This is a genomic window from Aureimonas phyllosphaerae (genome assembly GCF_900113065.1).
In the GTDB taxonomy this organism is placed as follows: Bacteria; Pseudomonadota; Alphaproteobacteria; order Rhizobiales; family Rhizobiaceae; genus Aureimonas; species Aureimonas phyllosphaerae.
The window spans coordinates 68009-89336 of sequence record NZ_FOOA01000010.1 but is presented as its reverse complement, the minus strand read 5'-3'; the positions used below and the strand labels follow the sequence as shown (position 1 = coordinate 89336).

Genomic DNA, 21328 nt, shown 5'->3' with positions numbered 1-21328 from the left:
TGCCGCCCGGGGAATCAAGCAGGGAGAGGCGTCAGTTGGTGCCGGCGGCGCCGTTCGCGCCCGGCGACAGAAGCATGCGCACCCGCCCGCCGCCGCCCGAGGCGCCGTTGCAGTTGTTGCTCTGCAGGCGCGCGACGCCGGTGTCCATCTGGATGCGCAGGACGCAGCCGGTCGCCACGTTCTTGCCCTGGCTGAGCACCACGTCGCCGGTCAGCAGTGCCACCTGCGTCGCCATGTCGAACTCTGCCTTGTTGGCGGTCGCCACCTGGTCGGCCGAGCGGATCGTCACCTTGCCGGTGGCCTCGAGGCGGCTGATGTCGCCCGAGCCGCCCGGCATGTTGGAGCGCTGGGCGGCCGGCTGCGCTTCGCCCTCCTTATTGCGTACGTAATAGACCAGAAGCTTCTCGGCATTCATCGAGGTCGGGCCCTGGCGCACGCTGACGTCGCCCGAGAAGGTAGCGAGCGACTGGCCATCGTCGACGTCGAGCTGGTTCGATTCGATGGCGACCGGTTGGTCGCCCTTGACCTGCAGGCCCCCGAAGGAGTTGCCGAAGCCCTGCGACTGCTGCTGCGCGCCGGCTGCCCCGGCGAGGGCGAGCGTTCCGAGGATGGCCAGCACGACGGGCAGGCGATGGATCGATGTCATGGTCCTGGCTCGCTCGAGGGGGCCTCGCCCCCGGTGGGAAGGGACTGCGGAAGAAGGGTCAGCTTGACCCGGTTGCCGAAGGACAGCGTCTTGCCGCCGTCCGAGATGGAGACGTTGCCCGCTTCCAGGCGCTGGTCGCTGGTCGAGATCTCGACCGGGCCGGTGCCGGTCAGGGAGCCGCCCTCGAGCGACACGTCGGCGCTCTGCATGCGAATGCGGATGCCGCTCGTCGTGTCGACCGCGATCTGGTCGTAGAGCCGCAGCATGTTGGTGCGGGTGTCGAACCGGCCCTTCGCGGCGGTCAGTTCGGCCGTCGTGCTGTCGTCCACCGTCAGATTGGCCCGCACGCCCTCGAGATCGATGCTGGAGCCGCCGAGTGCCTGGATCGCGCGGCTCGCCACCATCGAGAAGGGTCGGTCGTTGCCGTCGACGCCCGACATGCGCGGGTCGCGCATCACAAGGCGGCCGTCCTCGATCGAGGTCGAGGCGAAGGCGATGTCGGCGGGCAGGCTGCGCGCCAGCCAGATGGTGACCGCGCCGGCGAGGACGATGGCGCTGGCGACCAGCGGCAGGCCGATCTTGAGCCAGCGCACGCGCCGCGAATGGACCTGCGCGCGGTCGAACGCGTCGGCCGGCCGCTCGGCGACGTTGCCGAGGGCCAGTTCGTCGCGCGCGGCGCTCGCCTGCCTGGTCTGCCTGTCGGGTGCGTCGAGAATGAAGGGGGCTCCGGAACGAATCGGACGGGGAAATGCGGTTGCGCGGCCGGAAGGCGGCTCCGCATCCCGCGTCGTTTATGCGCGATATAGGGTTTTTACATGGTAAAACCATTCCGCGCGAGGCCCGGCGCGAACGCTCCGGGTGCGGCCCAGGCGACGCTTGGCAAGGCGCGTAGGTCCGTCTATCGCTGACCCCCGAAAGTTCGGGGTCAGGCGGGGCGCGGCATGGACGCACAAGGGATCATCGACCGGCGGCGGCTGCGCCGCAAGCTGTCGTTCTGGCGCGTGGTGGCGCTCTGCGGCCTGGCGCTCGCGGTGCTCCTGGCGGTCCTGGCCGCCGGCTGGCAGCCGGGCGCAGGGCTCGGCCCCACGATCGCGCGCGTCGAGATCTCGGGCGTCATCACCGAAGACCGCAAGATGCTCGACCTTCTCGAGGATCTCGCCGAGGACGACGCGGTGAAGGCGGTGATCGTCAAGGTCAACTCGCCGGGCGGCACCACGGTCGGGGGCGAGACGCTGTTCCACGCGGTTCGGCGTCTGGCCGAGGCGAAGCCCGTGGCGGCCGAGGTCGGACAGCTCGCGGCCTCCGCCGGCTACATGGTGGCGATGGCGACCGACCGGATCGTCGCGCACCATTCCTCGATCGTCGGCTCGATCGGCGTCCTGTTCCAGTATGTCGACGCCTCCGTGCTCCTCGGCCGAATCGGCGTCGACGTCGCGGCGGTGAAATCCTCGCCCCTGAAGGCGGAGCCCTCGCCCTTCGATCCCGCGCCGCCGGAAGCGCGCGAGATGATCGGCAGGCTCGTCAACAGTTCGTTCGACTGGTTCAAGCGCCTCGTCACCGAACGGCGTGGCTTCACGCCGGCCGAGACCGACGCGCTCGCCGACGGCTCTGTCTTCTCGGGCGAGCAGGGACTCGCCAACCGGCTGGTCGATGCGCTCGGCGGCGAGGCGGAAGTGCGGCGTTGGCTGGAGGACGAGCGTGGCGTGCCCAAGGGGCTCGAGATCGTGGAACGCGAGCCCGAAAGCGAGGGGCGCTGGGGCCTGTCGTCCGGCGCCCGGGCCCTCGCCGTCAGCCTTCTCGGCTTCGATCCCGCCGCCTCCGGCCTCGCGCAGGCCGTGGCCGGCGCCACCGGCCGCCTTGACGGGATGGTATCGCTCTGGCAGCCTCCCGGCCACTAGCAGGCGCACGGCCGAGCCGTGTCATCCAATTGAAGTTGCAGGCGTTTTGGGTTTCGCGTGTGGGGCGCGGGCCCGCTGCGCCTTCGGGTTGCGCTCCGGGGACAACGTATCGTGATCAAGTCAGAACTCGTGCAGATCATCGCCGGCCGCAATCCGCATCTCTACCAGCGGGATGTCGAGACCATCGTGAACGCGATCTTCGACGAGATCACGCAGGCGCTCTGCGACGGCAACCGGGTCGAGCTGCGCGGCTTCGGCGCCTTCTCGGTGAAGAATCGCCCGCCACGCGCCGGCCGCAACCCGCGCACCGGCGAGGCGGTGGAGGTGGAGGAGAAGTGGGTGCCCTTCTTCAAGACCGGCAAGGAACTGCGCGAGCGCCTGAACGACGCCTGAGCCCTCCTCGGGCTCTCGTCCGCCCGGCGATTGACGCGGGGCTCCCCCTTCATACCTACATCCGATGCCCGGACCCGCGGGCGTGCGGCCGGGCGGCCCGTCGCCCCGCGCCCTTCAAGACGGACAGACCATGATCTCGAAGATCCTCACCCTCCTCGTGCTCGGGCCGCTGGCCATCCTGCTCGTGGTGTTCTGCGTCGCCAACCGGGCGCCGGTGCCCGTGTCGCTCGATCCGATCGGCACCATGCCGCAGTTCGTCTACGAGGTTCCGCTCTTCGTGCTCCTGATCGGCGCGGTGATCCTCGGCCTGATCCTGGGCGGTCTCGGCACCTGGTTCACTCAGCACCACTACCGCGCTCGCGCCGCGCGCCGGACCGACGAGGTCGAGAATCTCCGACACGAGGTCGCCATCGGCAACGAGCGCCTGCGTCGCATGCGCGAGGAGCAGGTCCGCACCTCCGGTCCCGCGATCGCCGCGCCCGGCGAGGTGCGGCCGGCCCTGTCCGGCCCGGCCGCGGTCTGAGGGTCAGGCGTCGGCCGCCTCGGAGGACGCCGGCTCCCGGCCGCTGACGCGGGCGGCAAGGTTGTCGAAGAATTGGCCGGCGAGCTTCTTGGCTGACGAATCGACGAGGCGACCGCCGAGCTGCGCGATCTTGCCGCCGACCTTCGCGTCCACCGTATAGGTGAGGACCGTCTCGGCGCCCTCGTCGGCCAGATGCACGTCGGCGCCGCCCGATGCGAAGCCCGCGATGCCGCCCTTGCCCTCGCCAACGATGGAATAGCTCTCCGGCGGGACGATGTTCTCCAGCCGCACCTGGCCCGTGAAGGTCGCTTTCACCGGGCCGACCTTGGCGACGACGGTCGCCGCCATCTCGTTCTCGCCGGTCACCTCCAGTTCCTGGCAGCCCGGGATGCACGCCTTCAGAACCGCCGGGTCGTTGAGCAGCGCCCAGACCGTCTCGCGCGGCGCGGGCAGGCGGTATTCGCCCTTCAGATCCATGTCCTATCCTCCCCGCCGGCCCTGTGGCCGGCACGGCGGGAGAATGGAACCGGCGAGGCGCTTTGCCAAGCCGGCACCGTTTGCCGTCCGCCCCCGCGATACGCTATGAGCCGCCAATGAGGAACGACAGACCCAAGGGGCCGGGCAAGTCCGGTCGGCGCGAGCGCCCGGCGGAGCGGCCGGCGCCCCGATCGGCCAAGCCGACCGGAGAGAGGCCGCGCCCGCCGGCGCCGGCCGCCGTGGCCGAGCCGCCCCGGCGCGAAAGCGTCGAGGAGATCGCGCGCGAGAACCGGCGCGACCGTCCGGCCGTCGAGTGGCCGAAGGGCGAGCGTCCCGCGTTCCGGGCGCCGGTCGTCCTCGAGGTCGAGCCGGGCGCCGACTACGCGCTTCTGGATTCGGGCGACGGCGAGAAGCTCGAGCGCTACGGACCGCTGACGATCCGGCGCCCCGAGAACCAGGCGATCTGGCCCCGGCGCATGGCGGCCGCCCGCTGGGACGGTGCCGATGCGATCTTCACCGGCGACACCGACGAGGAGGGCGCCGGCCGCTGGCGCTTCCCCGCGACGCCGCTCGGCGAGACCTGGCCGATGCGCCAGGACGGCCTGCCCTATCTCGGCCGCTTCACCTCGTTCCGGCATGTCGGCGTGTTCCCCGAGCAGGCCGTGCACTGGCGCTTCATGACCGAGACGATCGAGCGCGAGCGCGAGCGCGAGCGGCACCAGCGGCCCGTGCGCGTCCTCAACCTTTTCGGCTACACTGGCCTCGCCTCGCTTCTGGCCGCGCGCGCGGGCGCCGAGGTCACGCATGTCGACGCCTCCAAGCGCGCCATCGGCTGGGCGCGCGAGAATGCCGAGCTTGCCGGCCTGTCCGGCGCGCCGATCCGCTGGATCTGCGAGGATGCCGTGCGCTATGCCGAGCGCGAGGCGCGCCGCGGCTCGGCCTACGACATCATCCTCCTCGATCCGCCGAAATTCGGCCGCGGGCCCAAGGGCGAGGTCTGGCAGCTCTTCGAGGATCTGCCGCATCTTCTCGTCCTGATGCGCCAGCTCCTGTCGGACCGTCCGCTCGCGCTCGTCCTCACCGCCTATTCGATCCGATCGTCGTTCTATTCGCTCTCGGCGCTGATGGGCGAGGCGATGCGGGGCCTTGGCGGCACGGTGGAATCGGGCGAACTTGTCATCCGGGAGGAGGGCGAGGACGCCCGTCACCTGTCCACCTCGCTTTTTTCCAGATGGGTGTCCGCTTGACCGACCGCGAAACTCCCCGCCGCCCCGCCACCTCGGCGCCCGGTCGGGTCAAGGAGGTGACGAGCGTCTCCAACCCGATCGTCAAGGACATCCGCAACCTCGCGCTCAAGAAGCACCGCGAGGAGACCGGCCTGTTTCTCGCCGAAGGGCTGAAGCTCGTGATCGACGCGCTCGACGCGGGCTGGACGATCGACACCCTGATCGCCGCCAAGACGCAGCTGCATTCCGACCTCCTGTCGAAGACCGCTGCGCGCACGGTGGCCGGCGGCGCCGACGTCCTGGAGGCCAGCGACAAGGTGCTCGCCGCCATCTCGCGTCGCGACAACCCGCAGAGCGCGATCGGCGTGTTCCGCCAGAAGACGGCGCGGCTCGACCGGATCGACCTCGGGCGCGACGGGCTGCTGGTCGTCCTCGACCGGGTGCGCGATCCCGGCAATCTCGGCACGATCCTGCGCACCGCCGATGCCGCGGGGGCCAAGGGGGTCGTCCTGGTCGGCGAGAGCGTCGATCCGTTCTCGCTGGAGGCCGTGCGCGCGACGATGGGCTCGATCTTCGCCGTGCCCGTCGCCAAGGTCGACGAGGCCGCCTTCCTCGCGTTCCGCAAGAGCTTTTCGGGTCTCGTCGTCGGCACGCACATGCGCGGCGAGACCGACTTCCGTAAGCCCGCCTACGGGTCGAAGCCGACGCTCCTCCTGATGGGCAACGAGCAGTCCGGCCTGTCCGACGCGCTCGCCAGCGCCTGCGACACGCTGGTACGCATTCCGCAGGTCGGGCGCGCCGACAGCCTGAACCTTGCGGTCGCCACCGGCCTGATGATCTTCGAAGCGCGCCGCGGGAGCCTCTCGCTGTGATGCCCCGTCTCCTGTCCGCCCTTTCGATCGTCGCGCTCGCGGTGGCGCTCGACCAAGGCATCAAGCGCCTCGTCGTCGACACGATGGGGCTCGGCGAGGCGATCGAGGTCCTGCCGTTCCTCGCCCTCTTCCACGCCCGCAACGAGGGCATCGCCTTCTCGATGCTCGACGGCTTCCACGGCCTTGGCCTTGCCGCGATCTCGGTCGTGGTGCTCGGCTTCGTCGGCTGGCTCTGGTGGAACACGCCCGCCGACCGCAAGCTCACGCAGTTCGGCTTCGCCATCATCGTGGGCGGCGCGATCGGCAACCTGATCGACCGCGTCTCGCTCGGCTATGTCGTCGACTACATCCTCTTCCACACGCCGGTCTGGAGCTTTGCCGTCTTCAACCTCGCCGATGCGTTCATCTCGGTCGGCGCGGCGCTGATCCTCCTCGACGAGTTCGTCCTCCACCGGAAGAAGCGCGACGCCGAGGGGGGCAAGACGGCGGACAGTTGACGTTTTCGTGAAAGGAGCGGAAACACGGGGCGGGCGATCCGGAGCGGCCGTCTCGACGCGAGACGCTCGTCACGAAACCGTCGCCGCCATCGGCTAATTCGAGGGCGACCCGATGGTTCGATCGGCAGCAGGAGACGCGAAGATGGGATTTGCCGCCACCCTCGGTTCGCACGCCGCCCGCACCGGCGAGCCCTTGTCGAAGCGCATGCTCTCGCTGATCCCCTCGGCGCCGCGCAGCCTCACCGCGCCGCTCGACCCGCGCGCGCCGGTCCTCGGGCGTCTGGGCGGGCTCGAGGTGCGGCTCGCCCGCACCAAGGCGGAGATCCGCGCGGCGCAGGAACTGCGCTACCAGGTCTTCTACGAGGAGATGAGCGCCAAGCCCTCGCCGCTCCAGAAGGTGACGCGTCGCGACGCCGACGGCTTCGATCGTTTCTGCGACCATCTTCTCGTCTTCGACCGCGCGAGGGCGGGCGAGGGCACGGCGCAGATCGTCGGCACCTATCGCCTCCTGCGCCAGGCCACCAAGGGCCGCTCGCCCGGCTTCTACACGGCCGGCGAGTTCGAGATCGACCGTCTGGTCGCCCGCCATGCCGGGCTTCGCTTCCTCGAACTCGGCCGCTCCTGCGTCCTGCCCGACTATCGCGGCAAGCGCACCGTCGAGCTCCTGTGGCAGGGCATCTGGGCCTATGTGCTGGAGCACCGGATCGACGTCCTGTTCGGCTGCGCCTCGCTCGCCGGCACGGACCTGACCAAGCTGTCCGATGCCCTGGCGCTCCTGCGCGACAGTGCGCCGGCGCCGGACGAATGGCGCGTGCGCGCGGTCACCGGACGCCGCTCGACGCTGCCGGCCGGCACCGTCTGCGCCGATCCCAAACGTGCGCTGGGCACGCTGCCGCCGCTCCTGAAGGGCTACCTGCGGATCGGCGGCTATGTCGGCGAGGATGCGGTGGTCGACCACCAGTTCGGCACCACCGACGTTCTCGTGGTGCTACCGGTGTCGCGGATCAACCCTCGCTATGTCAGTCACTATGGGGCCGACGCGAGCCGCTTCGCGGCCTGAGCCCGCCCGGCTGCGAGCCGATCCCTACTGGTCGACGCGGACCACGGAGCGGGTGCGCATGTCGACCAGCACCGGGCGCCCGTCGAAGTAGAAGTAGCCATAGTCCTGGTCGCCCTCGACGCGGGCCAGTTCCACCGCCTGGGGAACCGAGGCGCCGAGGCTCGGCGCGCTTCTCATCTGCGCGTCGGCCTGCGGGTGGTCGACCGCGTACTGGTAGACGTTGACCCGCTCCTTCTGGTCCTGCGCCAGCGCCGCACCGGCGCCGCCCATGAGAAGGAGCGCCGCCAGCGCCGCCCCGCCGATCCTCGAAAATCCGTCGATCCGTGTCATCGCCTGTCCCCGGACGCGCAGCCTTCAGCACCGCGCATCGAGCAAAATCCATCCTGATCGCGTTCTAGCACCAGCCTTCGGCAAAATCATGGACGCCTGCAGACCATCAGTCTCGCATGCGGTTGTTGAATGCCGAATGAACGTTGCGTGTTCCCTCCGGAATCCTGGGGACGGCAGGGTGCGGGCGTCTTCCGCGAGGCGACGGGCGCCGCTATCCATGCACCCATGCTCGACATCCTGCGACCCGACCGCGAACCGCCACAGGCCCCCCACGCGGGCTCAGGCGCCGTGGGCGACGCCGCGCCGACGCCGATGATGGCGCAGTTCCTGGAGATCAAGGAGCGCCACGCCGACTGCCTCCTGTTCTATCGGATGGGCGACTTCTACGAGCTGTTCTTCGACGACGCGGTGGCGGCCTCCGCCGCACTCGGCATCACCTTGACCAAGCGCGGGAAGCATCTGGGCGCCGACATCCCGATGGCGGGCGTGCCGGTCGTCTCCTCCGACGACTACCTGCAGAAGCTAATCGGCCTCGGCTTTCGCGTCGCGGTCTGCGAACAAGTCGAGGACCCCGCCGAGGCCAAGAAGCGTGGCGGCAAGTCGGTGGTGCGGCGCGACGTGGTGCGTCTCGTCACGCCCGGCACGATCACCGAGGAAACGTTGCTCGAGCCCGGCCGGCCGAACTACCTCATGTGCCTGTCGCGGATCGGCGGGGCCGCGGGCGCCTATGCGATCGCTTGGACCGACCTGTCGACCGGCCTCTTCCGCATCGCGCAGACGAGCGCCGATCAGCTTTCTGCCGACGTCTTGGCGATGGAGCCGTCCGAGGTCGTGGTCGCCGACACGCTGGCCACCGACGAGGCGCTCGGCCCGCTCGTGCAGCGGCTCGGGCGGCGCCTGCGCGTCGAGCCGGCGGTGCTCTTCGACGGCGCGACGGCCGAGGAGCGCCTGTGCCGTTTCTTCGGCGTCTCCACGCTGGACGGGTTCGGCACGTTCGGGCGGGCCGAGCTGTCGGCGGGCGCGGCGCTTCTCGCCTATCTCGCCCGCACGCAGCTGAAGGCGCATCCGCCGCTCTCGCCGCCGCGCCGCGTGGAAGCGGGCTCGTATCTTAGGATCGACCCGGCGACGCGCGCGAGCCTCGAGCTGACGCGCACCGTCGCGGGCAAGCGGCAGGGCTCGCTGCTCGCCACGATCGACCGCTGCCTGACGGGCGCGGGCTCCCGACTTCTGGGCGCGCGCCTCGCCCTGCCGCTGACCGATCCGGCTGGGATTTCCGAACGGCAGGACAGCGTGGCGGTTTTGGCGGAGGAGGGCACGCTGCGCCGTCGCCTGCGCGAATGCCTGCGCGGCCTGCCCGACATCGACCGCGCCCTGTCGCGGCTTGGCCTCGATCGTGGTGGCCCACGCGATCTCGGCGCGCTCGCCGAAGGGTTGGAGCGGGCCGGCGCGATCGCGCGCGAACTCGCTGGCGCGGACCTCGGGCACGAGCTGGCCGAGGCGCTCGCAGCGCTCGAGGCCCGGCCGCTGGCGCTCGCCGTAAGCCTCACCGACACGCTCGCCGACGATCTGCCGCTGCAGCGCCGCGACGGCGGCTTCGTGCGCGCCGGGGCCGATCCCGATCTCGACGAGACGCGGGCGCTGCGCGACCACTCGCGCCGCGTCGTCGCCGAACTGCAGGCGCGCTATGCCGGCGAGACCGGCATCCGCTCCCTGAAGGTCAAGCACAACAACGTGCTCGGCTATTTCGTCGAGGTGCCGGAGGCGCAGGGGCCGGCGATGCTGGCGGGGGGCGCCTTCCACCATCGCCAGACGCTCGCCTCCGCCATGCGCTTCTCGACGCCGGAACTCGCCGATCTCGAGGCGCGCATCACCGAGGCGGGCTCCAAGGCTCTCGCGATCGAGCTTGCGCTCTTCTCGGGCTTGCGCGACGCGGTGCTCGCCGAGATCGACGCCATCCGCGCCGTCAGCGACGCGCTCGCCGTGATCGACGTGTCGGCGGGGCTCGCCGAACTCGCGGTCGCCGCGGACTGGGTTAGGCCCGTCGTCGACGGCACGCTCGCCTTCTTCATCGAGTGCGGTCGCCATCCGGTGGTCGAGGCGGCGCTGAAGGGCGGCGGTCAGTCCTTCGTCGCCAACGACTGCGACCTGTCGCCCCCGCAGGGTGTGTCCGGCAAGGCGGGCGGTGCCGGCGCGATCTGGCTGATCACCGGTCCCAACATGGGCGGCAAGTCGACCTTCCTGCGCCAGAACGCGCTGATCGCGGTGCTCGCGCAGATCGGCGCCTTCGTGCCGGCGACGAAGGCCCATATCGGCGTCGTGGATCGCCTGTTCAGCCGCGTCGGCGCGTCCGACGACCTCGCCGAAGGTCGCTCGACCTTCATGGTCGAGATGGTCGAGACCGCTGCGATCCTCAACCAGGCGACCGAGCGTACGCTGGTCGTGCTCGACGAGATCGGACGCGGCACCTCGACCTATGACGGCCTGTCGATCGCCTTTGCGTCGGTCGAGCACCTGCACGAGGTGAACCGGGCCCGCGCGCTTTTTGCCACCCACTTCCACGAGATGACGGCGCTGGCCGCGCGGCTGAAGCGCCTGCGCAACGCGACGGTGCGCGTCAAGGAGTGGGAAGGCGAGGTGATCTTCCTCCATGAGGTGACGTCGGGTGTCGCCGACCGCTCCTACGGTGTCCAGGTCGCGCGCCTTGCCGGCCTGCCGCCGGCCGTGGTCGAGCGGGCGCGGCAGATCCTGTCGGAATTGGAGCGGTCCGGCCAGGGCGAGAAGCGCACCGCCTTCCTCGACGACCTGCCGCTCTTCTCGCAGGCCGCCCGCGCGCCTGCCGCCCCACCGCCGTCGCCCGCGCTGGACGCGCTCGCAGCGCTCGACCCGGACGCCCTGACCCCACGCGAGGCGCTGGAAGCGCTCTATCGACTGAAGGGGCTCGTCGCCACCAAGCCCTGACGCGCCGCGCGGATCGTTACCCGGCCACGCTTTGTGCGGGGAGCCGGGCGGGAACGCCCGCGGCGCGTCGGCCTTCCTTGCCCGGATGCGCCGCCCCGGTGGCGCGCAGAAGGAGCCATGCGCCATGTCGAACTTTCCCGCCCAGCACCAGTCCCGCGATCCCGGCCTCGAGCACGAGATGACGCCGCGGCCGGACTATGAGCCGCGCTTTCCCGGATCCGGTCGCCTTGCCGGCAAGACGGCGATCATCACGGGCGGGGATTCCGGCATCGGTCGCGCCACCGCCGTCCTCTTCGCGCGCGAGGGCGCCGATGTCGCGATCCTCTATCTCGACGAGGACCGCGACGCCGAGGAGACCAAGGCGCTGGTCGAGCGCGAGGGCCGCAAGGCGCTCCTGATCAAGGGCAACGTGCGCTCCAAGGCCGCCTGCAAGGACGCCGTCGAAAAGACCGTCGCCACGTTCGGCAAGCTCGACATCCTCGTCAACAACGCCGCCCACCAGGAAGAGGTGGAGGACCTGCGCGAGATTTCGGAGGAGCAGCTCGCCAAAACCTTCGAGACCAACATCTACGGCTACTTCTACATGACGCAGGCCGCGCTCGATCACCTGAAGAGCGGGGCGGCCATCGTCAACGTGACCTCGGTCAACTCCTACAAGGGCAACGACACCCTGATCGACTACTCCTCGACCAAGGGTGCCATCACCGCCTTCACGCGCTCGATGGCCTCCAACCTCGTGGAAAAGGGCATCCGCGTGAACGGCGTCGCGCCCGGTCCGATCTGGACGCCCTTCATCCCGATGGCGATGGACGAGGAGAAGGTCGCGAGCTTCGGCAGCCAGGTGCCGATGAAGCGGGCCGGCCAGCCGAACGAGGTCGCCTCCGCACTCCTGTTCCTCGCCTCCGAGGACGGCTCCTACTTCACCGGACAGGTGATGCACCCGAACGGCGGGACCATCGTCGGCGCCTGAACGCGGACGCGCCGGGTGGAGGCCCTCCCGGCGCAACCTTTTGTCAGGGCCGCTCGCCCATGCTAGAGCGCCGCCGCCGGACGGACGGGCTGTCATGCCCTTCGACCGGCGGCGGCGTTGCGCCGGCATGAGGCAGTCCGATGAGCGTTTCTTCCAAACCCGGCATCCGCTTTGCGGCGCGCCACCCGCTCGACGGCGAGGACCTGCGCCTTGCCGAGATCGTCGACCCGGCGGCGCTGCGCGCGGCGCTCTGGGCCCTCGTGCCGTCGGAAAAGCCGGGGGCCTGCGCGACGCCCGAGGTTCGTGCCAAGGTGCTGGCCGTCCTCAAGGCCGCCAATGTCGCCGGACGGAAGGCCGCGGAGGCGATGCTGTTCGCCGACGGTGGGGGGCTGCCCTGCGCCGCGCGCATCTCGGCGCTGCAGGACGAGTTGATCCGCGCCGTCTACGATTTCGCCCTCCACCACGTCTTCGCCGCCACGAACCTCTCGTCCGGCGAGCGCATGGCGATCCTCGCCGTCGGCGGCTACGGGCGCGGGACGCTCGCGCCCGGCTCCGACATCGATCTCCTGTTTCTCCTGCCCTACAAGCAGACGGCGCTCGGCGAGCAGGTCGCCGAGTATCTTCTCTACCTTCTCTGGGACCTCGGCCTGAAGGTCGGCCACGCGACCCGCTCGGTCGAGGAGAGCGTGCGCCTGTCGGAGAGCGATTTCACCATCCGTACCGCGATCCTGGAGCGGCGGCTGATCTGCGGCGATGCCGAACTCTTCGCCGAACTCGGCCGCCGCTTCGACGCCGAGGTGGTCGAGGGTACGGGCCGCGCCTTCATCGCCGCCAAGCTCGCCGAGCGCGATGCGCGCCACGCCAAGGGCGGCGACACGCGCTATCTCGTCGAGCCCAACGTCAAGGAAGGCAAGGGCGGGCTTCGCGACCTCCACACCCTGTTCTGGATCGCCAAGGACCACTATCGCGTCGACACGCGCGAGGCGCTGGTGGCGGCCGGCGTCTTCTCGCGGCGCGAGGGCCAGATCTTCGGCAAGGCCGAGGACTTCCTCTGGGCCGTGCGCTGCCACATGCACTTCCTGACCGGCAAGGCCGAGGAGCGCCTGTCCTTCGACATCCAGCCGGAGATCGCCGCGCGTCTCGGCTACACGTCGCATCCCGGCCTCACCGACGTCGAACGCTTCATGAAGCACTACTTCCTGATCGCGAAAGACGTCGGCGACCTCACCGGCATCTTCTGCGCGGCGCTGGAGGAGGAGAAGGCCAAGGACGTGCCGGGCATCCGCGGCTTCGTCCAGTCGCTGCGCCGCCGCTCGCGCCACATTCCCGGCACGCTGTCGTTCCTCGTCGACAACGGCCGCATCAACGTGGCCGACCGGCACGTCTTCGCGGCTGATCCGGTCAACCTCCTGCGCATCTTCAAGCTCGCGGCGGTCCATCGGCTGGAGTACCACCCGGACGCCCTGAAGCTGATCCGCCGTTCGCTGCGCCTGATCGACAACGACCTGCGCCGCAATCCGGAGGCCAACTCCCTCTTCATCGACGTCCTGACCGACCGCGAGGATCCGGCCTTCCACCTGCGCCGGATGAACGAGGCCGGGGTGCTCGGCCGCTTCGTGCCCGACTTCGGCAAGATCGTCGCGATGATGCAGTTCAACATGTACCACCACTACACGGTGGACGAGCATCTCCTGCGCTCGATCGCGGAACTCTCCAAGCTCGAGCGCGGCAATCTCGGCGGCGAGCTGCCGGTGACCTCCGGCTTCATCTCGACGATCCGCGACCGCGTGCCGCTCTACGTCGCGCTTCTCATCCACGACATCGCCAAAGGAAGGCCGGAGGACCATTCGGTCGCGGGCGCCGAGATCGCCGAGGAGCTCTGCCCGCGCCTCGGGCTGGATGCCGGCGAGACCGAACTCGTCGCCTGGCTGGTGCGCGACCACCTCGTGATGTCGATGGTGGCGCAGCAGCGGGACCTCAACGACCACAAGACGATCCGCGATTTCGCCGCGCGCGTGCAGACGCTGGACCGGCTGAAGCTTCTGACGATCCTGACGGTCTGCGACATCCGCGCGGTCGGCCCGGGCGTCTGGAACGGCTGGAAGGGCCAGCTCATCCGCACGCTCTACGCCGAAACCGAGCCGATGCTCACCGGCGGATATTCGGAATCCTCGCGCGAGCAGCGCACGCAGGCCGCCAAGGCCGAGCTGCGCGCCCGCCTGTCGGCCTGGGACGCGGAGGCGCGCGAGGCGGCGGTCGACCACCACTACCAGAACTACTTCCTGTCGGTGCCGATCGACGAGCAGGTGCGCCATGCGGAGTTCGTGCGCGACGCCGACGCGGGCGCGCGGACCTTCGCCACCATCGCGCGCACCGATAAGTTCCGGGGCGTGACCGAGATCACGGTTCTGGCGCCCGACCATCCGCGCCTCCTGTCGCTGATCGCCGGCGGCTGCGCCTCGGCTGGCGCCAACATCGCCGACGCGCAGATCTTCACGATGACCGACGGACGGGCTCTCGACATCGTCACGCTCAACCGCGAGTTCGCGGAGGACGCCGACGAGCTCCGCCGCGCGACGCGCATCGCCGCCACGATCGAGAGCCTCCTCAACGGGCGCGAGGCGATCCCGGCGCTGATCGCCCGTCGTCGTTCGCCCCGCACCAGCCCGTCCTTCGCCTTTCCCCCGCGCATCGACATCCACAACGAGCTGTCGAACCGCCTGACGGTGCTGGAGGTCGAGGGGCTTGACCGGCCAGGGCTTCTGGCCGATCTCACCGGCGCGATCTCCGACCTCTCGCTCGACATCCGCTCGGCCCATATCTCGACCTACGGCGAGAAGGTGGTCGACGTCTTCTACGTGACCGATCTCCTCGGCATGAAGGTGACGGGCGAGGGACGTTCGGACCGCATCCGCCGCCGTCTCCTCTCGGTCTTCGAGGACCCGGACGGCGAGCTTTCCTCCCCCTCCGTCAAGCCGACGCCGGTTGCCTTCGGGATCGTCAGTTGAGCCTTCTCAAGAAATTCGCGACCGTCGGCGGCGCGACGCTCGTCAGCCGCGTCTTCGGCTTCACGCGCGAGATGATGATGGCCTCCGCGCTCGGCATCGGGCCGGTCGCGGACGCCTTCAACCTCGCCTTCCGCTTTCCCAACCTCTTCCGGCGCCTGTTTGCGGAAGGCGCGTTCAACGCCGCCTTCATCCCGCTTTTCGCCCGCTCGCTGGAGGAGGAGGGCGAGGCCGGCGCGCGGCGCTTCGCGTCCGAGATCTTCGCGACCCTCTTCGTGGTGCTGATGGGGCTGACCGTCGTCGCCATGATCTTCATGCCGTTCCTGGTGAAGACCATCATCGCGCCGGGCCTTGCCGCCTGCATCGACGATCCCGAGACGCTTCGCCAGCAGCTCTCCTGCGAGGACCGCTTCGGCATCACCGTCGCCTTCTCGCGCATCATGTTTCCCTATCTCGCCTGCATGTCGCTGATGGCGATGGTGTCGGGCATCCTCAACGCGTTCCGCCGCTTCTTCGCCGCCGCGGCCGCGCCGACCCTCCTCAACTTCATCCTGATCGGCGTCCTCGCCTACGCGTGGTGGACGAAGGCCGACCAGCAGACGATCGGCTTCCTGATGAGCTGGGGCGTGCTCGCCGCGGGCGTCGGGCAGCTTCTGATGGTGACGCTCGCCATGCGGCTCGCTGGCTTCTCGGTCTCGCTCGGCCGGCCGCGCTGGACGCCGGGCCTGAAGCGGCTCCTGATTCTGGCCGGTCCCGCCGCGCTGATCGGCGGCATCACCCAGATCAACCTCTTTGTCGGCCAGGCGATCGCCTCCTACCAGCCCGGCGCCGTGTCGATCCTCACCTATGCCGACCGGCCCTATCAGCTGCCGCTCGGCATGGTGGGCGTCGCGATCGGCGTCGTGCTTCTGCCCGAGCTCGCACGCGCCCTGAAGGCGGGTCGGCTGGAGGAGGCGCAGCACACGCAGAACCGCTCGCTCGAGTTCGCGCTGTTCCTGACCGTGCCGGCGGCCGTCGCGCTCTTCGTCATGCCGGAGCCGATCATCCGGCTGATCTACGAGCGCGGCGCGTTCGGGCCGGACACGACCGAGAAGGTCGCCGCCGTCCTCGGCCTCTACGCCCTCGGCCTGCCGGCCTTCGTTCTCATCAAGGTCTTCTCGCCCGGCTACTTCGCGCGCGAGAACACGCGCACGCCGATGATCGTCACCGGCATCTCGGCGCTCGCCAACACCGTCCTGTCCTTCGTCCTGTTCTGGTTCTACGCCGAGCGCGGCATCGCGGCGGCGACCACGCTCGCCGGTTGGATCAACGCGGCCCTCCTGTTCGAGGGACTGCGGCGCCAAGGGCTCTGGCACGTCGACGGCAAGCTCCTGCGCCGCGCCGGGCTGGTGTTCCTCTCGGCGGCGCTGATGGGCGGCGCGCTCCTCGTGATGCTGGAGGCGCTGGAGCGCTGGATGGGGGCGGACCCCAACGTCATCCACCAGTCGCTGGCCGTTCTGGCGCTGGCGGGCGTCGCGATGCTGATCTACTTCGTGCTGGCCTTCCTCACCGGGGCGGCCGACCGGGCCATGGTGCTGAAGCTCCTGCGGCGGAAGCGGGCGGCCGGTTAGGGCCGCCCGGCTCCAAGATCGTCAGTCGCGCAGCTCGGCCGGCACCGTACCGCCGTTGGCGGCGAGCTTCGTCATCACCTGCCGGTGCAGCCACGTGTTCATCGCGGCCGAATCGTTGTGGTCGCCGGTGTAGCCGAGCTCCTCCGCCAGCTCCTGCCGGGCCGAGAGGCTGGAATCGAGGTCGAGGAGCTTCAGGAGATCGACGATCGAGTGACGCCAGTTGAGCGTCTGGCCGGCCCCCTTGGCTTTGCCGTCGAGGATCGCGGCGACATCCACCGCGCCGGCCGGAGCCGAGGCGGGAAGGCTGGAGGCGCCGGGCGTCGAGGCGACCGGGCTCGACGTTCCGGCCGTTGCGGGCGATACGACCTCGGAGGTCCCCGGCGCGCCGCTCGCGGGCGCCGTGATCTGCGGGCTCGGCGCGGTCGCTTGGCCGGCGGGCGCGGCGGTGCCGCCAAGGCTGGTCGAGGCCGGCGTCGCCGCGGGGCCGGTGCCGGCCTGCGGCGCGGCTTCGGTGGCGGGCGTCTCGGCGTGGGCGGAGCCGAAGATCTTGGACTTGATGCGGTCGAAGAAGCTCATGGGGCGGTGTCCTCGTGTCTCATGCGGCCGCTGCCGGGCGCAGCGGGTGTGCAGCGAAGACGCAAGGGTTGTGCGGTTGGTTCCCAGCGACGCCCTGCGTTCGCTCAATGACGAGAACCAGCAGACACGGCGCGACTTGCCGCGCGCGTCCCGCTTCGCCATAAGCGCGCGACCGGCCGCGACGGCCGCTGAAGCCTTCGGAGCTGTCCCATGGCCGCGTTCCAGCCGCTCGTGTTCTCCGGCGTCCAGCCGACCGGAAACCTGCATCTCGGCAACTATCTCGGCGCGATCCGGCGCTGGGTCGCGCTGCAGGACGAATACCCCTGCCTGTTCTGCGTGGTCGATCTCCATGCGATCACGGTGTTCCAGGAGCCGGAGGAACTGGAGCGCTCGATTCGCGAGGTGGCCGCCGCCTTCATCGCGAGCGGCATCGACCCGAAGAAGCACATCCTCTTCAACCAGAGCCGGGTGCCCGAGCATGCCGAGCTCGCCTGGATCTTCAACTGCGTCGCCCGCCTCGGCTGGATGGAGCGCATGACGCAGTTCAAGGAGAAGGCCGGCAAGGACCGCGAGCGCGCCTCGCTCGGCCTCTTCGCCTATCCGAGCCTGATGGCCGCCGACATCCTCGCCTATCGTGCGACGCTGGTGCCGGTCGGCGAGGACCAGAAGCAGCATCTGGAGCTGACGCGCGACATCGCCGCCAAGTTCAACCACGACTACTCTGACCGCATCGCGGGCAAGGGCCTCGGGCACCCAATCGCGATGGGGGACGAGACCGTGCAGGGCTACTTCCCGATGACCGATCCCCTGATCGAGGGGCCGGCGACGCGTGTCATGAGCTTCAAGGACGGCTCGAAGAAGATGTCGAAGTCCGACCCGTCCGACCTCAGCCGCATCAACCTGACGGACGACGCCGAGACGATCGCGCGCAAGATCCGCAAGGCGAAGACCGATCCGGACGCGCTGCCCTCCGAGACCGCGGGCCTCGCCGGGCGCCCCGAGGCCGACAACCTCGTCGGCATCTTCGCCGCGCTCGACAACCGCTCGAAGGCCGACATCCTCGGCGAATACGGCGGCCGCCCGTTCTCCGAGTTCAAGCCGGCCCTGGCCGACCTCGCGGTCGCCAAGCTCGCGCCGATCGCGACCGAGATGCGCCGCATCCTCGACGATCCCGCCGAGATCGACCGGACCCTGCGCGACGGCGCGGAGCGCGCCCGCGCCATCGCCAGCCGCACGCTCGGCGACGTCAAGTCCATCGTCGGGCTGCTGAACGGGTAGGGTGGTTGCGGGGCTGCCGCCCCGGTCCCCGCTCGGGAAAGAATTCCCGAACCCTTCTTTTCGTTTGGGACCATTTCCATGATGGGGAAGGGCCACCGGCCCTTCCCCATCATGGACACGCCTCAAATGAGGAGGGGTCCAGGGGAAATCATTTCCCCTGGCGGGGTTTGGGGCGGAGCCCCATGACCACCCCCACCCGCTTGCCGCCCCGGCGCGGCGCTGTCATGGTCCGGCCATGGTATCGAAGCGACTCGGGCGCGGCGAAGGCGGCCGCCGCAAGTTCTTGGCCGTCATCGACGAGACGCCCGAATGCGGGCGTGCCGCCGCCTATGCGGCGCGGCGCGCCAAGGCGTCAGGCGGCGCGGTCGTGTTCCTGTATGTGATCGACGGCGCGGACTTCCAGCAATGGCTGGGGGTCGGCGACATCATGCGCGCCGAGGCAATGGAAGAGGCGGAAACGCGCATGGCGCGGGTGACCGACGAGGTGCGCGAGGCGGTCGGCATCGAACCCGAGACGCTGGTGCGTGAGGGCAAGACGGTGGCGGAAATCCGCGGCCTGATCGAGGCCGACCGCGAGATCGCGATCCTGGTATTGGCTGCGAGCGACGCCGCGGAAGGGCCGGGGCCGCTGGTCTCGGCCGTGGCGGGCTCGGGCTCGGCCTTCCCGGTCCCGGTCACGATCGTGCCGGCGACGCTCACCGACGAGGACATCGAAAGCCTCTGCTAGCGGTCAGGCGCCGGCGGCCGAGAGCGGCAGCGTTAGCCGCACCTCGAGCCCGCCCTCCGGCGCGCGGCCGAGAGCGAGACGCCCGCCGTAGAGGCCGGCGATCTCGGCGGTGATCGGCAGGCCGAACCCGTGGCCGGGGCGCGTCTCGTCGAGGCGGCGGCCGGGCTGGAGGACCGCGGCGATCTCGTCCGTCGAGAGACCCCGCCCGTCGTCGGCGATGCGTACGACGGCCTGCGCGCCCTCCTGCGCAGTCTCCAGAACCACGCGTCCGGACGCGTGCCGGCAGGCGTTGTCGAGAAGATTGCCGAGCATCTCGTCGAGATCCTCCTGGTCGACCGCGACGAAGAGGCCGGGCGCCGGCCGGGTCTCGATCGCCACGCGCGGATCGAACTTCCGGAGCGTCGAGGCGAGGTCCTCGGCGTGACGGGCGAGATCCGTGCGCTGGCGCACGGGGCCGCCCAGCGCTGCGGAGCGGGCGCGGCGCAGGTGATGGCGCACCCGCCGGTCCATCAGGGCGGAGAGGTCGAGGAAGCGGGCGCGCGCGTCCGGATCGGGCAGGCGTTCGGCAGCGGCCGAGAGCGTCGCGAGCGGCGTCTTGAGGCCATGCGCGAGATTGGCGACATGAAGCCGCGACTGGCGGAGGTTGGCCGCGTCCTGTTCGATCAGCGCGTTGAGCTCGCGCTGCAGCGGTTCGAGCTCGGCGGGGTAGCGCCCCTCCACCGTCTCGCGCTCGCCCGAGCGCACGCGAACGAGCGCCGTGCGCAGCCGGTCGAGCGGCTTCAGGCCGAAACGGACCTGCGCGAAGATGGCGGCGACGAGCAGCGCGCCGAGGCCCGCCAACGTGGCCGCGACCTGAAGCGTGACGTCGCGCAGCGGATTGTCGATCGCCCCGCGGGGAGCGGCCACCAGAATGCGGGCCTCCCGGCCGCCCGGTAACGCGATCTCGTCTTCACGCAGGACGATCGCCTGGCCGTCCGGCCCGCACCCGAGATCCAGCCGGTCAGGGCCGCCGCCGATCGACGAGGCGTCGTCCTCGTGGACGAGATCGCGCCCCCCAAGCGAGCGGGAGCGTGCAAGCATACGACCGTCCACGTCCACCTGCCAGAACCAGTCGCCGCGCGGCCTGTCGAACGGGGCGCCGTCGACCTCGGCGAGCGCGCGGGCGAGCGAAGGCGGCTCGGGCGGGCGCCGTCCGCGACGCGGTTCGTCGGGCGGTGGGGGCGTTAGCAGCGCGGTCTGGAGCGTCGCGATCTGCAGGTCGAGCCGCCCGGCCACCTCGCCGCGCACGAACCGCTCCAGCACGGTTCCGATGAGGACACCCGTGACGACGATGGCGGCGAGCACGAAGAGCGCCGCCGATAAGGTCAGCCGCGCCCGGAGCGACAGATCGCGCAGCGCGCGCGGGCGGCGGGCCGGTGGAGGCGGAGGGCCGCGGGGGGGCGGCGGAGGGGGCGGCGGGCGATGCGGCGTCATCCGGCCGCCTCGCCGGCCGTGAGGCGATAGCCGAGGCCGCGCACGGTCTCGATCATCGCATGGCCGATCTTGCGGCGAAGCCGCGCGATGATGACCTCGACGGAATTGGAATCGACTTCGGCGTCGCCCTCGTAGACGCGCTCGATGAGGTCGGCGCGCGGCACGACGATCTCCTTGCGCAGCATCAGGCAGGAGAGGACGCGCCATTCCAGCGCGGTGAGCTTCAAGGGCAGGCCGTCGCGCTCGAACGTGCCGACCTGCGCGTCGAAGGTGAGGGGGCCGCAGGCGATGCGCGCGTCGGCATGGCCGCGCGAGCGGCGCACCAGCGCGCGCAGGCGCATCACCAGCTCCTCGACGCGGAACGGCTTGACGAGATAGTCGTCGGCACCCGCCTTGAACCCCTGCACCTTGTCGCTCCAGCCGTCGCGCGCGGTGAGGATGAGAACCGGCAGGTCGCGTTTGGCAGTTCGCCAGCCGCGCAGCACCTCGATGCCGCCGAGGCCCGGCAGGCCGAGGTCGAGCACCGCGGCGTCGAAGAGCTCGGTATCGCCGAGATGCAGGCCGTCGATGCCGTTGTCGGCATGATCGACCGCGAAGTTCTCGGCCCGCAGCGCGCCCGCGATCTCGGCGGCCAGGCCCGCGTCGTCCTCGATCAGAAGCACGCGCATGGGAGGGGTTCGTCCTTTGATTGGATAGCCGCCCCGCCTAGTCCGGGCAGCTGAACGGAATCTGAACCGCGCGGTTCAGGAGGGGTTTCAGGCGGGGGGATAGAAGGAGCGTCATCAGCAACCGACAAGGATTTGTCGATC

20 protein-coding genes are annotated in these 21328 nt (G+C 70.1%); 13 read left to right on the top strand and 7 right to left on the bottom strand.

All coding sequences use genetic code 11. The annotated features are described in order from the left end of the window. Positions 1–31: 31 nt before the first annotated feature. Both BM175_RS13480 and lptC read right to left on the bottom strand, forming a co-directional pair. Positions 32–646, bottom strand: coding sequence for an LptA/OstA family protein (locus BM175_RS13480; protein WP_090963867.1), 615 nt, complete (start codon positions 644–646; stop codon positions 32–34). Next, a complete protein-coding gene (lptC, locus tag BM175_RS13475; protein ID WP_090963865.1) occupies positions 643–1239 on the bottom strand; it encodes an LPS export ABC transporter periplasmic protein LptC in 597 nt (198 codons plus the stop codon). Before lptC ends, BM175_RS13480 begins: the two co-directional genes overlap by 4 nt. A gap of 348 nt (positions 1240–1587) precedes the next feature. Between lptC and sppA the strand changes: the two genes are divergently transcribed. The 3 genes from sppA (at position 1588) to BM175_RS13460 (ending at position 3460) form a co-directional block, all read left to right on the top strand. Beyond that, entirely contained in the window at positions 1588–2544 is a 957-nt protein-coding gene (gene sppA, locus BM175_RS13470) for a signal peptide peptidase SppA (protein WP_090963863.1), read from the top strand. A 111-nt stretch (positions 2545–2655) separates the two neighbouring features. Then, positions 2656–2937, top strand: coding sequence for an integration host factor subunit beta (locus tag BM175_RS13465; RefSeq protein WP_055893642.1), 282 nt, complete (start codon positions 2656–2658; stop codon positions 2935–2937). A 130-nt stretch (positions 2938–3067) separates the two neighbouring features. Further along, on the top strand, positions 3068–3460 hold the full coding sequence (locus BM175_RS13460; protein ID WP_175526855.1) for a lipopolysaccharide assembly protein LapA domain-containing protein: 393 nt from the start codon (positions 3068–3070) through the stop codon (positions 3458–3460). A 3-nt stretch (positions 3461–3463) separates the two neighbouring features. Here the strand turns inward: BM175_RS13460 and BM175_RS13455 are convergent, their stop codons facing one another. Continuing rightward, on the bottom strand, positions 3464–3937 hold the full coding sequence (locus tag BM175_RS13455; RefSeq protein ID WP_090963859.1) for an SRPBCC family protein: 474 nt from the start codon (positions 3935–3937) through the stop codon (positions 3464–3466). 116 nt (positions 3938–4053) lie between these two features. On the opposite strand from BM175_RS13455, the gene BM175_RS13450 reads away from it, so the two are divergent. From BM175_RS13450 to olsB, 4 genes are all read left to right on the top strand, one after another. Next, on the top strand, positions 4054–5184 hold the full coding sequence (locus BM175_RS13450) for an RsmD family RNA methyltransferase (RefSeq protein ID WP_090963857.1): 1131 nt from the start codon (positions 4054–4056) through the stop codon (positions 5182–5184). Next, positions 5169–6035, top strand: coding sequence for a TrmH family RNA methyltransferase (locus BM175_RS13445; RefSeq protein WP_090963855.1), 867 nt, complete (start codon positions 5169–5171; stop codon positions 6033–6035). Before BM175_RS13450 ends, BM175_RS13445 begins: the two co-directional genes overlap by 16 nt. Further along, complete coding sequence (gene lspA / locus BM175_RS13440) at positions 6035–6532, top strand: signal peptidase II (RefSeq protein ID WP_090963853.1); 498 nt, start codon at positions 6035–6037, stop codon at positions 6530–6532. The genes BM175_RS13445 and lspA overlap by 1 nt, the downstream gene beginning before the upstream one ends. Positions 6533–6674: 142 nt before the next feature. Beyond that, complete coding sequence (gene olsB / locus BM175_RS13435) at positions 6675–7592, top strand: l-ornithine N(alpha)-acyltransferase (protein WP_090963851.1); 918 nt, start codon at positions 6675–6677, stop codon at positions 7590–7592. A 24-nt stretch (positions 7593–7616) separates the two neighbouring features. On the opposite strand, the gene BM175_RS13430 is transcribed toward olsB, so the two are convergent. After that, positions 7617–7922, bottom strand: coding sequence for a DUF1236 domain-containing protein (locus BM175_RS13430; RefSeq protein ID WP_090963849.1), 306 nt, complete (start codon positions 7920–7922; stop codon positions 7617–7619). Positions 7923–8234: 312 nt separating this feature from the next. On the opposite strand from BM175_RS13430, the gene mutS reads away from it, so the two are divergent. The 4 genes from mutS to murJ all read left to right on the top strand — a co-directional run bounded on the left by mutS (position 8235) and on the right by murJ (position 16465). Continuing rightward, positions 8235–10880, top strand: a complete 2646-nt coding sequence (gene mutS / locus BM175_RS13425; RefSeq protein ID WP_090963953.1) for a DNA mismatch repair protein MutS — start codon at positions 8235–8237, stop codon at positions 10878–10880. Between the two features lie 124 nt (positions 10881–11004). Further along, a complete protein-coding gene (locus tag BM175_RS13420) occupies positions 11005–11850 on the top strand; it encodes an SDR family oxidoreductase (protein ID WP_090963847.1) in 846 nt (281 codons plus the stop codon). Positions 11851–11990: 140 nt separating this feature from the next. Continuing rightward, the gene (locus tag BM175_RS13415; protein ID WP_090963846.1) at positions 11991–14858 is read left to right on the top strand and encodes a [protein-PII] uridylyltransferase; all 2868 of its coding nucleotides are present in this window, start codon (positions 11991–11993) and stop codon (positions 14856–14858) included. Further along, entirely contained in the window at positions 14855–16465 is a 1611-nt protein-coding gene (gene murJ / locus BM175_RS13410; RefSeq protein WP_090963844.1) for a murein biosynthesis integral membrane protein MurJ, read from the top strand. The genes BM175_RS13415 and murJ overlap by 4 nt, the downstream gene beginning before the upstream one ends. Before the next feature lie 21 nt (positions 16466–16486). On the opposite strand, the gene BM175_RS13405 is transcribed toward murJ, so the two are convergent. After that, the gene (locus BM175_RS13405; protein ID WP_090963842.1) at positions 16487–17041 is read right to left on the bottom strand and encodes a DUF3597 domain-containing protein; all 555 of its coding nucleotides are present in this window, start codon (positions 17039–17041) and stop codon (positions 16487–16489) included. A gap of 210 nt (positions 17042–17251) precedes the next feature. On the opposite strand from BM175_RS13405, the gene trpS reads away from it, so the two are divergent. Further along, on the top strand, positions 17252–18319 hold the full coding sequence (gene trpS / locus BM175_RS13400) for a tryptophan--tRNA ligase (protein ID WP_090963840.1): 1068 nt from the start codon (positions 17252–17254) through the stop codon (positions 18317–18319). Positions 18320–18554: 235 nt separating this feature from the next. Continuing rightward, positions 18555–19046 carry a universal stress protein gene (locus BM175_RS13395; RefSeq protein ID WP_055893609.1) on the top strand — a complete coding sequence of 164 codons (492 nt, stop codon included), beginning with the start codon at positions 18555–18557 and terminating at the stop codon, positions 19044–19046. A 3-nt stretch (positions 19047–19049) separates the two neighbouring features. Here the strand turns inward: BM175_RS13395 and BM175_RS13390 are convergent, their stop codons facing one another. Together BM175_RS13390 and BM175_RS13385 are read right to left on the bottom strand one after the other, a co-directional pair. After that, complete coding sequence (locus BM175_RS13390) at positions 19050–20519, bottom strand: sensor histidine kinase (RefSeq protein WP_090963839.1); 1470 nt, start codon at positions 20517–20519, stop codon at positions 19050–19052. Then, positions 20516–21187: a response regulator transcription factor gene (locus BM175_RS13385; protein ID WP_090963837.1), complete on the bottom strand. Its 672-nt coding sequence runs from the start codon at positions 21185–21187 to the stop codon at positions 20516–20518. Before BM175_RS13385 ends, BM175_RS13390 begins: the two co-directional genes overlap by 4 nt. Positions 21188–21328 lie beyond the last annotated feature (141 nt).

Bases quoted from the DNA above. Each gene is read 5' to 3' on its own strand.
- BM175_RS13480 (WP_090963867.1), bottom strand. From the start codon at position 646: ATGACATCGATCCATCGCCTGCCCGTCGTGCTGGCCATCCTCGGAACG.
- sppA (WP_090963863.1), top strand. From the start codon at position 1,588: ATGGACGCACAAGGGATCATCGACCGGCGGCGGCTGCGCCGCAAGCTG.
- BM175_RS13460 (WP_175526855.1), top strand. From the start codon at position 3,068: ATGATCTCGAAGATCCTCACCCTCCTCGTGCTCGGGCCGCTGGCCATC.
- BM175_RS13455 (WP_090963859.1), bottom strand. From the start codon at position 3,937: ATGGATCTGAAGGGCGAATACCGCCTGCCCGCGCCGCGCGAGACGGTC.
- BM175_RS13450 (WP_090963857.1), top strand. From the start codon at position 4,054: ATGAGGAACGACAGACCCAAGGGGCCGGGCAAGTCCGGTCGGCGCGAG.
- BM175_RS13445 (WP_090963855.1), top strand. From the start codon at position 5,169: ATGGGTGTCCGCTTGACCGACCGCGAAACTCCCCGCCGCCCCGCCACC.
- lspA (WP_090963853.1), top strand. From the start codon at position 6,035: ATGCCCCGTCTCCTGTCCGCCCTTTCGATCGTCGCGCTCGCGGTGGCG.
- olsB (WP_090963851.1), top strand. From the start codon at position 6,675: ATGGGATTTGCCGCCACCCTCGGTTCGCACGCCGCCCGCACCGGCGAG.
- BM175_RS13430 (WP_090963849.1), bottom strand. From the start codon at position 7,922: ATGACACGGATCGACGGATTTTCGAGGATCGGCGGGGCGGCGCTGGCG.
- mutS (WP_090963953.1), top strand. From the start codon at position 8,235: ATGATGGCGCAGTTCCTGGAGATCAAGGAGCGCCACGCCGACTGCCTC.
- BM175_RS13420 (WP_090963847.1), top strand. From the start codon at position 11,005: ATGTCGAACTTTCCCGCCCAGCACCAGTCCCGCGATCCCGGCCTCGAG.
- BM175_RS13415 (WP_090963846.1), top strand. From the start codon at position 11,991: ATGAGCGTTTCTTCCAAACCCGGCATCCGCTTTGCGGCGCGCCACCCG.
- BM175_RS13405 (WP_090963842.1), bottom strand. From the start codon at position 17,041: ATGAGCTTCTTCGACCGCATCAAGTCCAAGATCTTCGGCTCCGCCCAC.
- trpS (WP_090963840.1), top strand. From the start codon at position 17,252: ATGGCCGCGTTCCAGCCGCTCGTGTTCTCCGGCGTCCAGCCGACCGGA.
- BM175_RS13395 (WP_055893609.1), top strand. From the start codon at position 18,555: ATGGTATCGAAGCGACTCGGGCGCGGCGAAGGCGGCCGCCGCAAGTTC.
- BM175_RS13390 (WP_090963839.1), bottom strand. From the start codon at position 20,519: ATGACGCCGCATCGCCCGCCGCCCCCTCCGCCGCCCCCCCGCGGCCCT.
- BM175_RS13385 (WP_090963837.1), bottom strand. From the start codon at position 21,187: ATGCGCGTGCTTCTGATCGAGGACGACGCGGGCCTGGCCGCCGAGATC.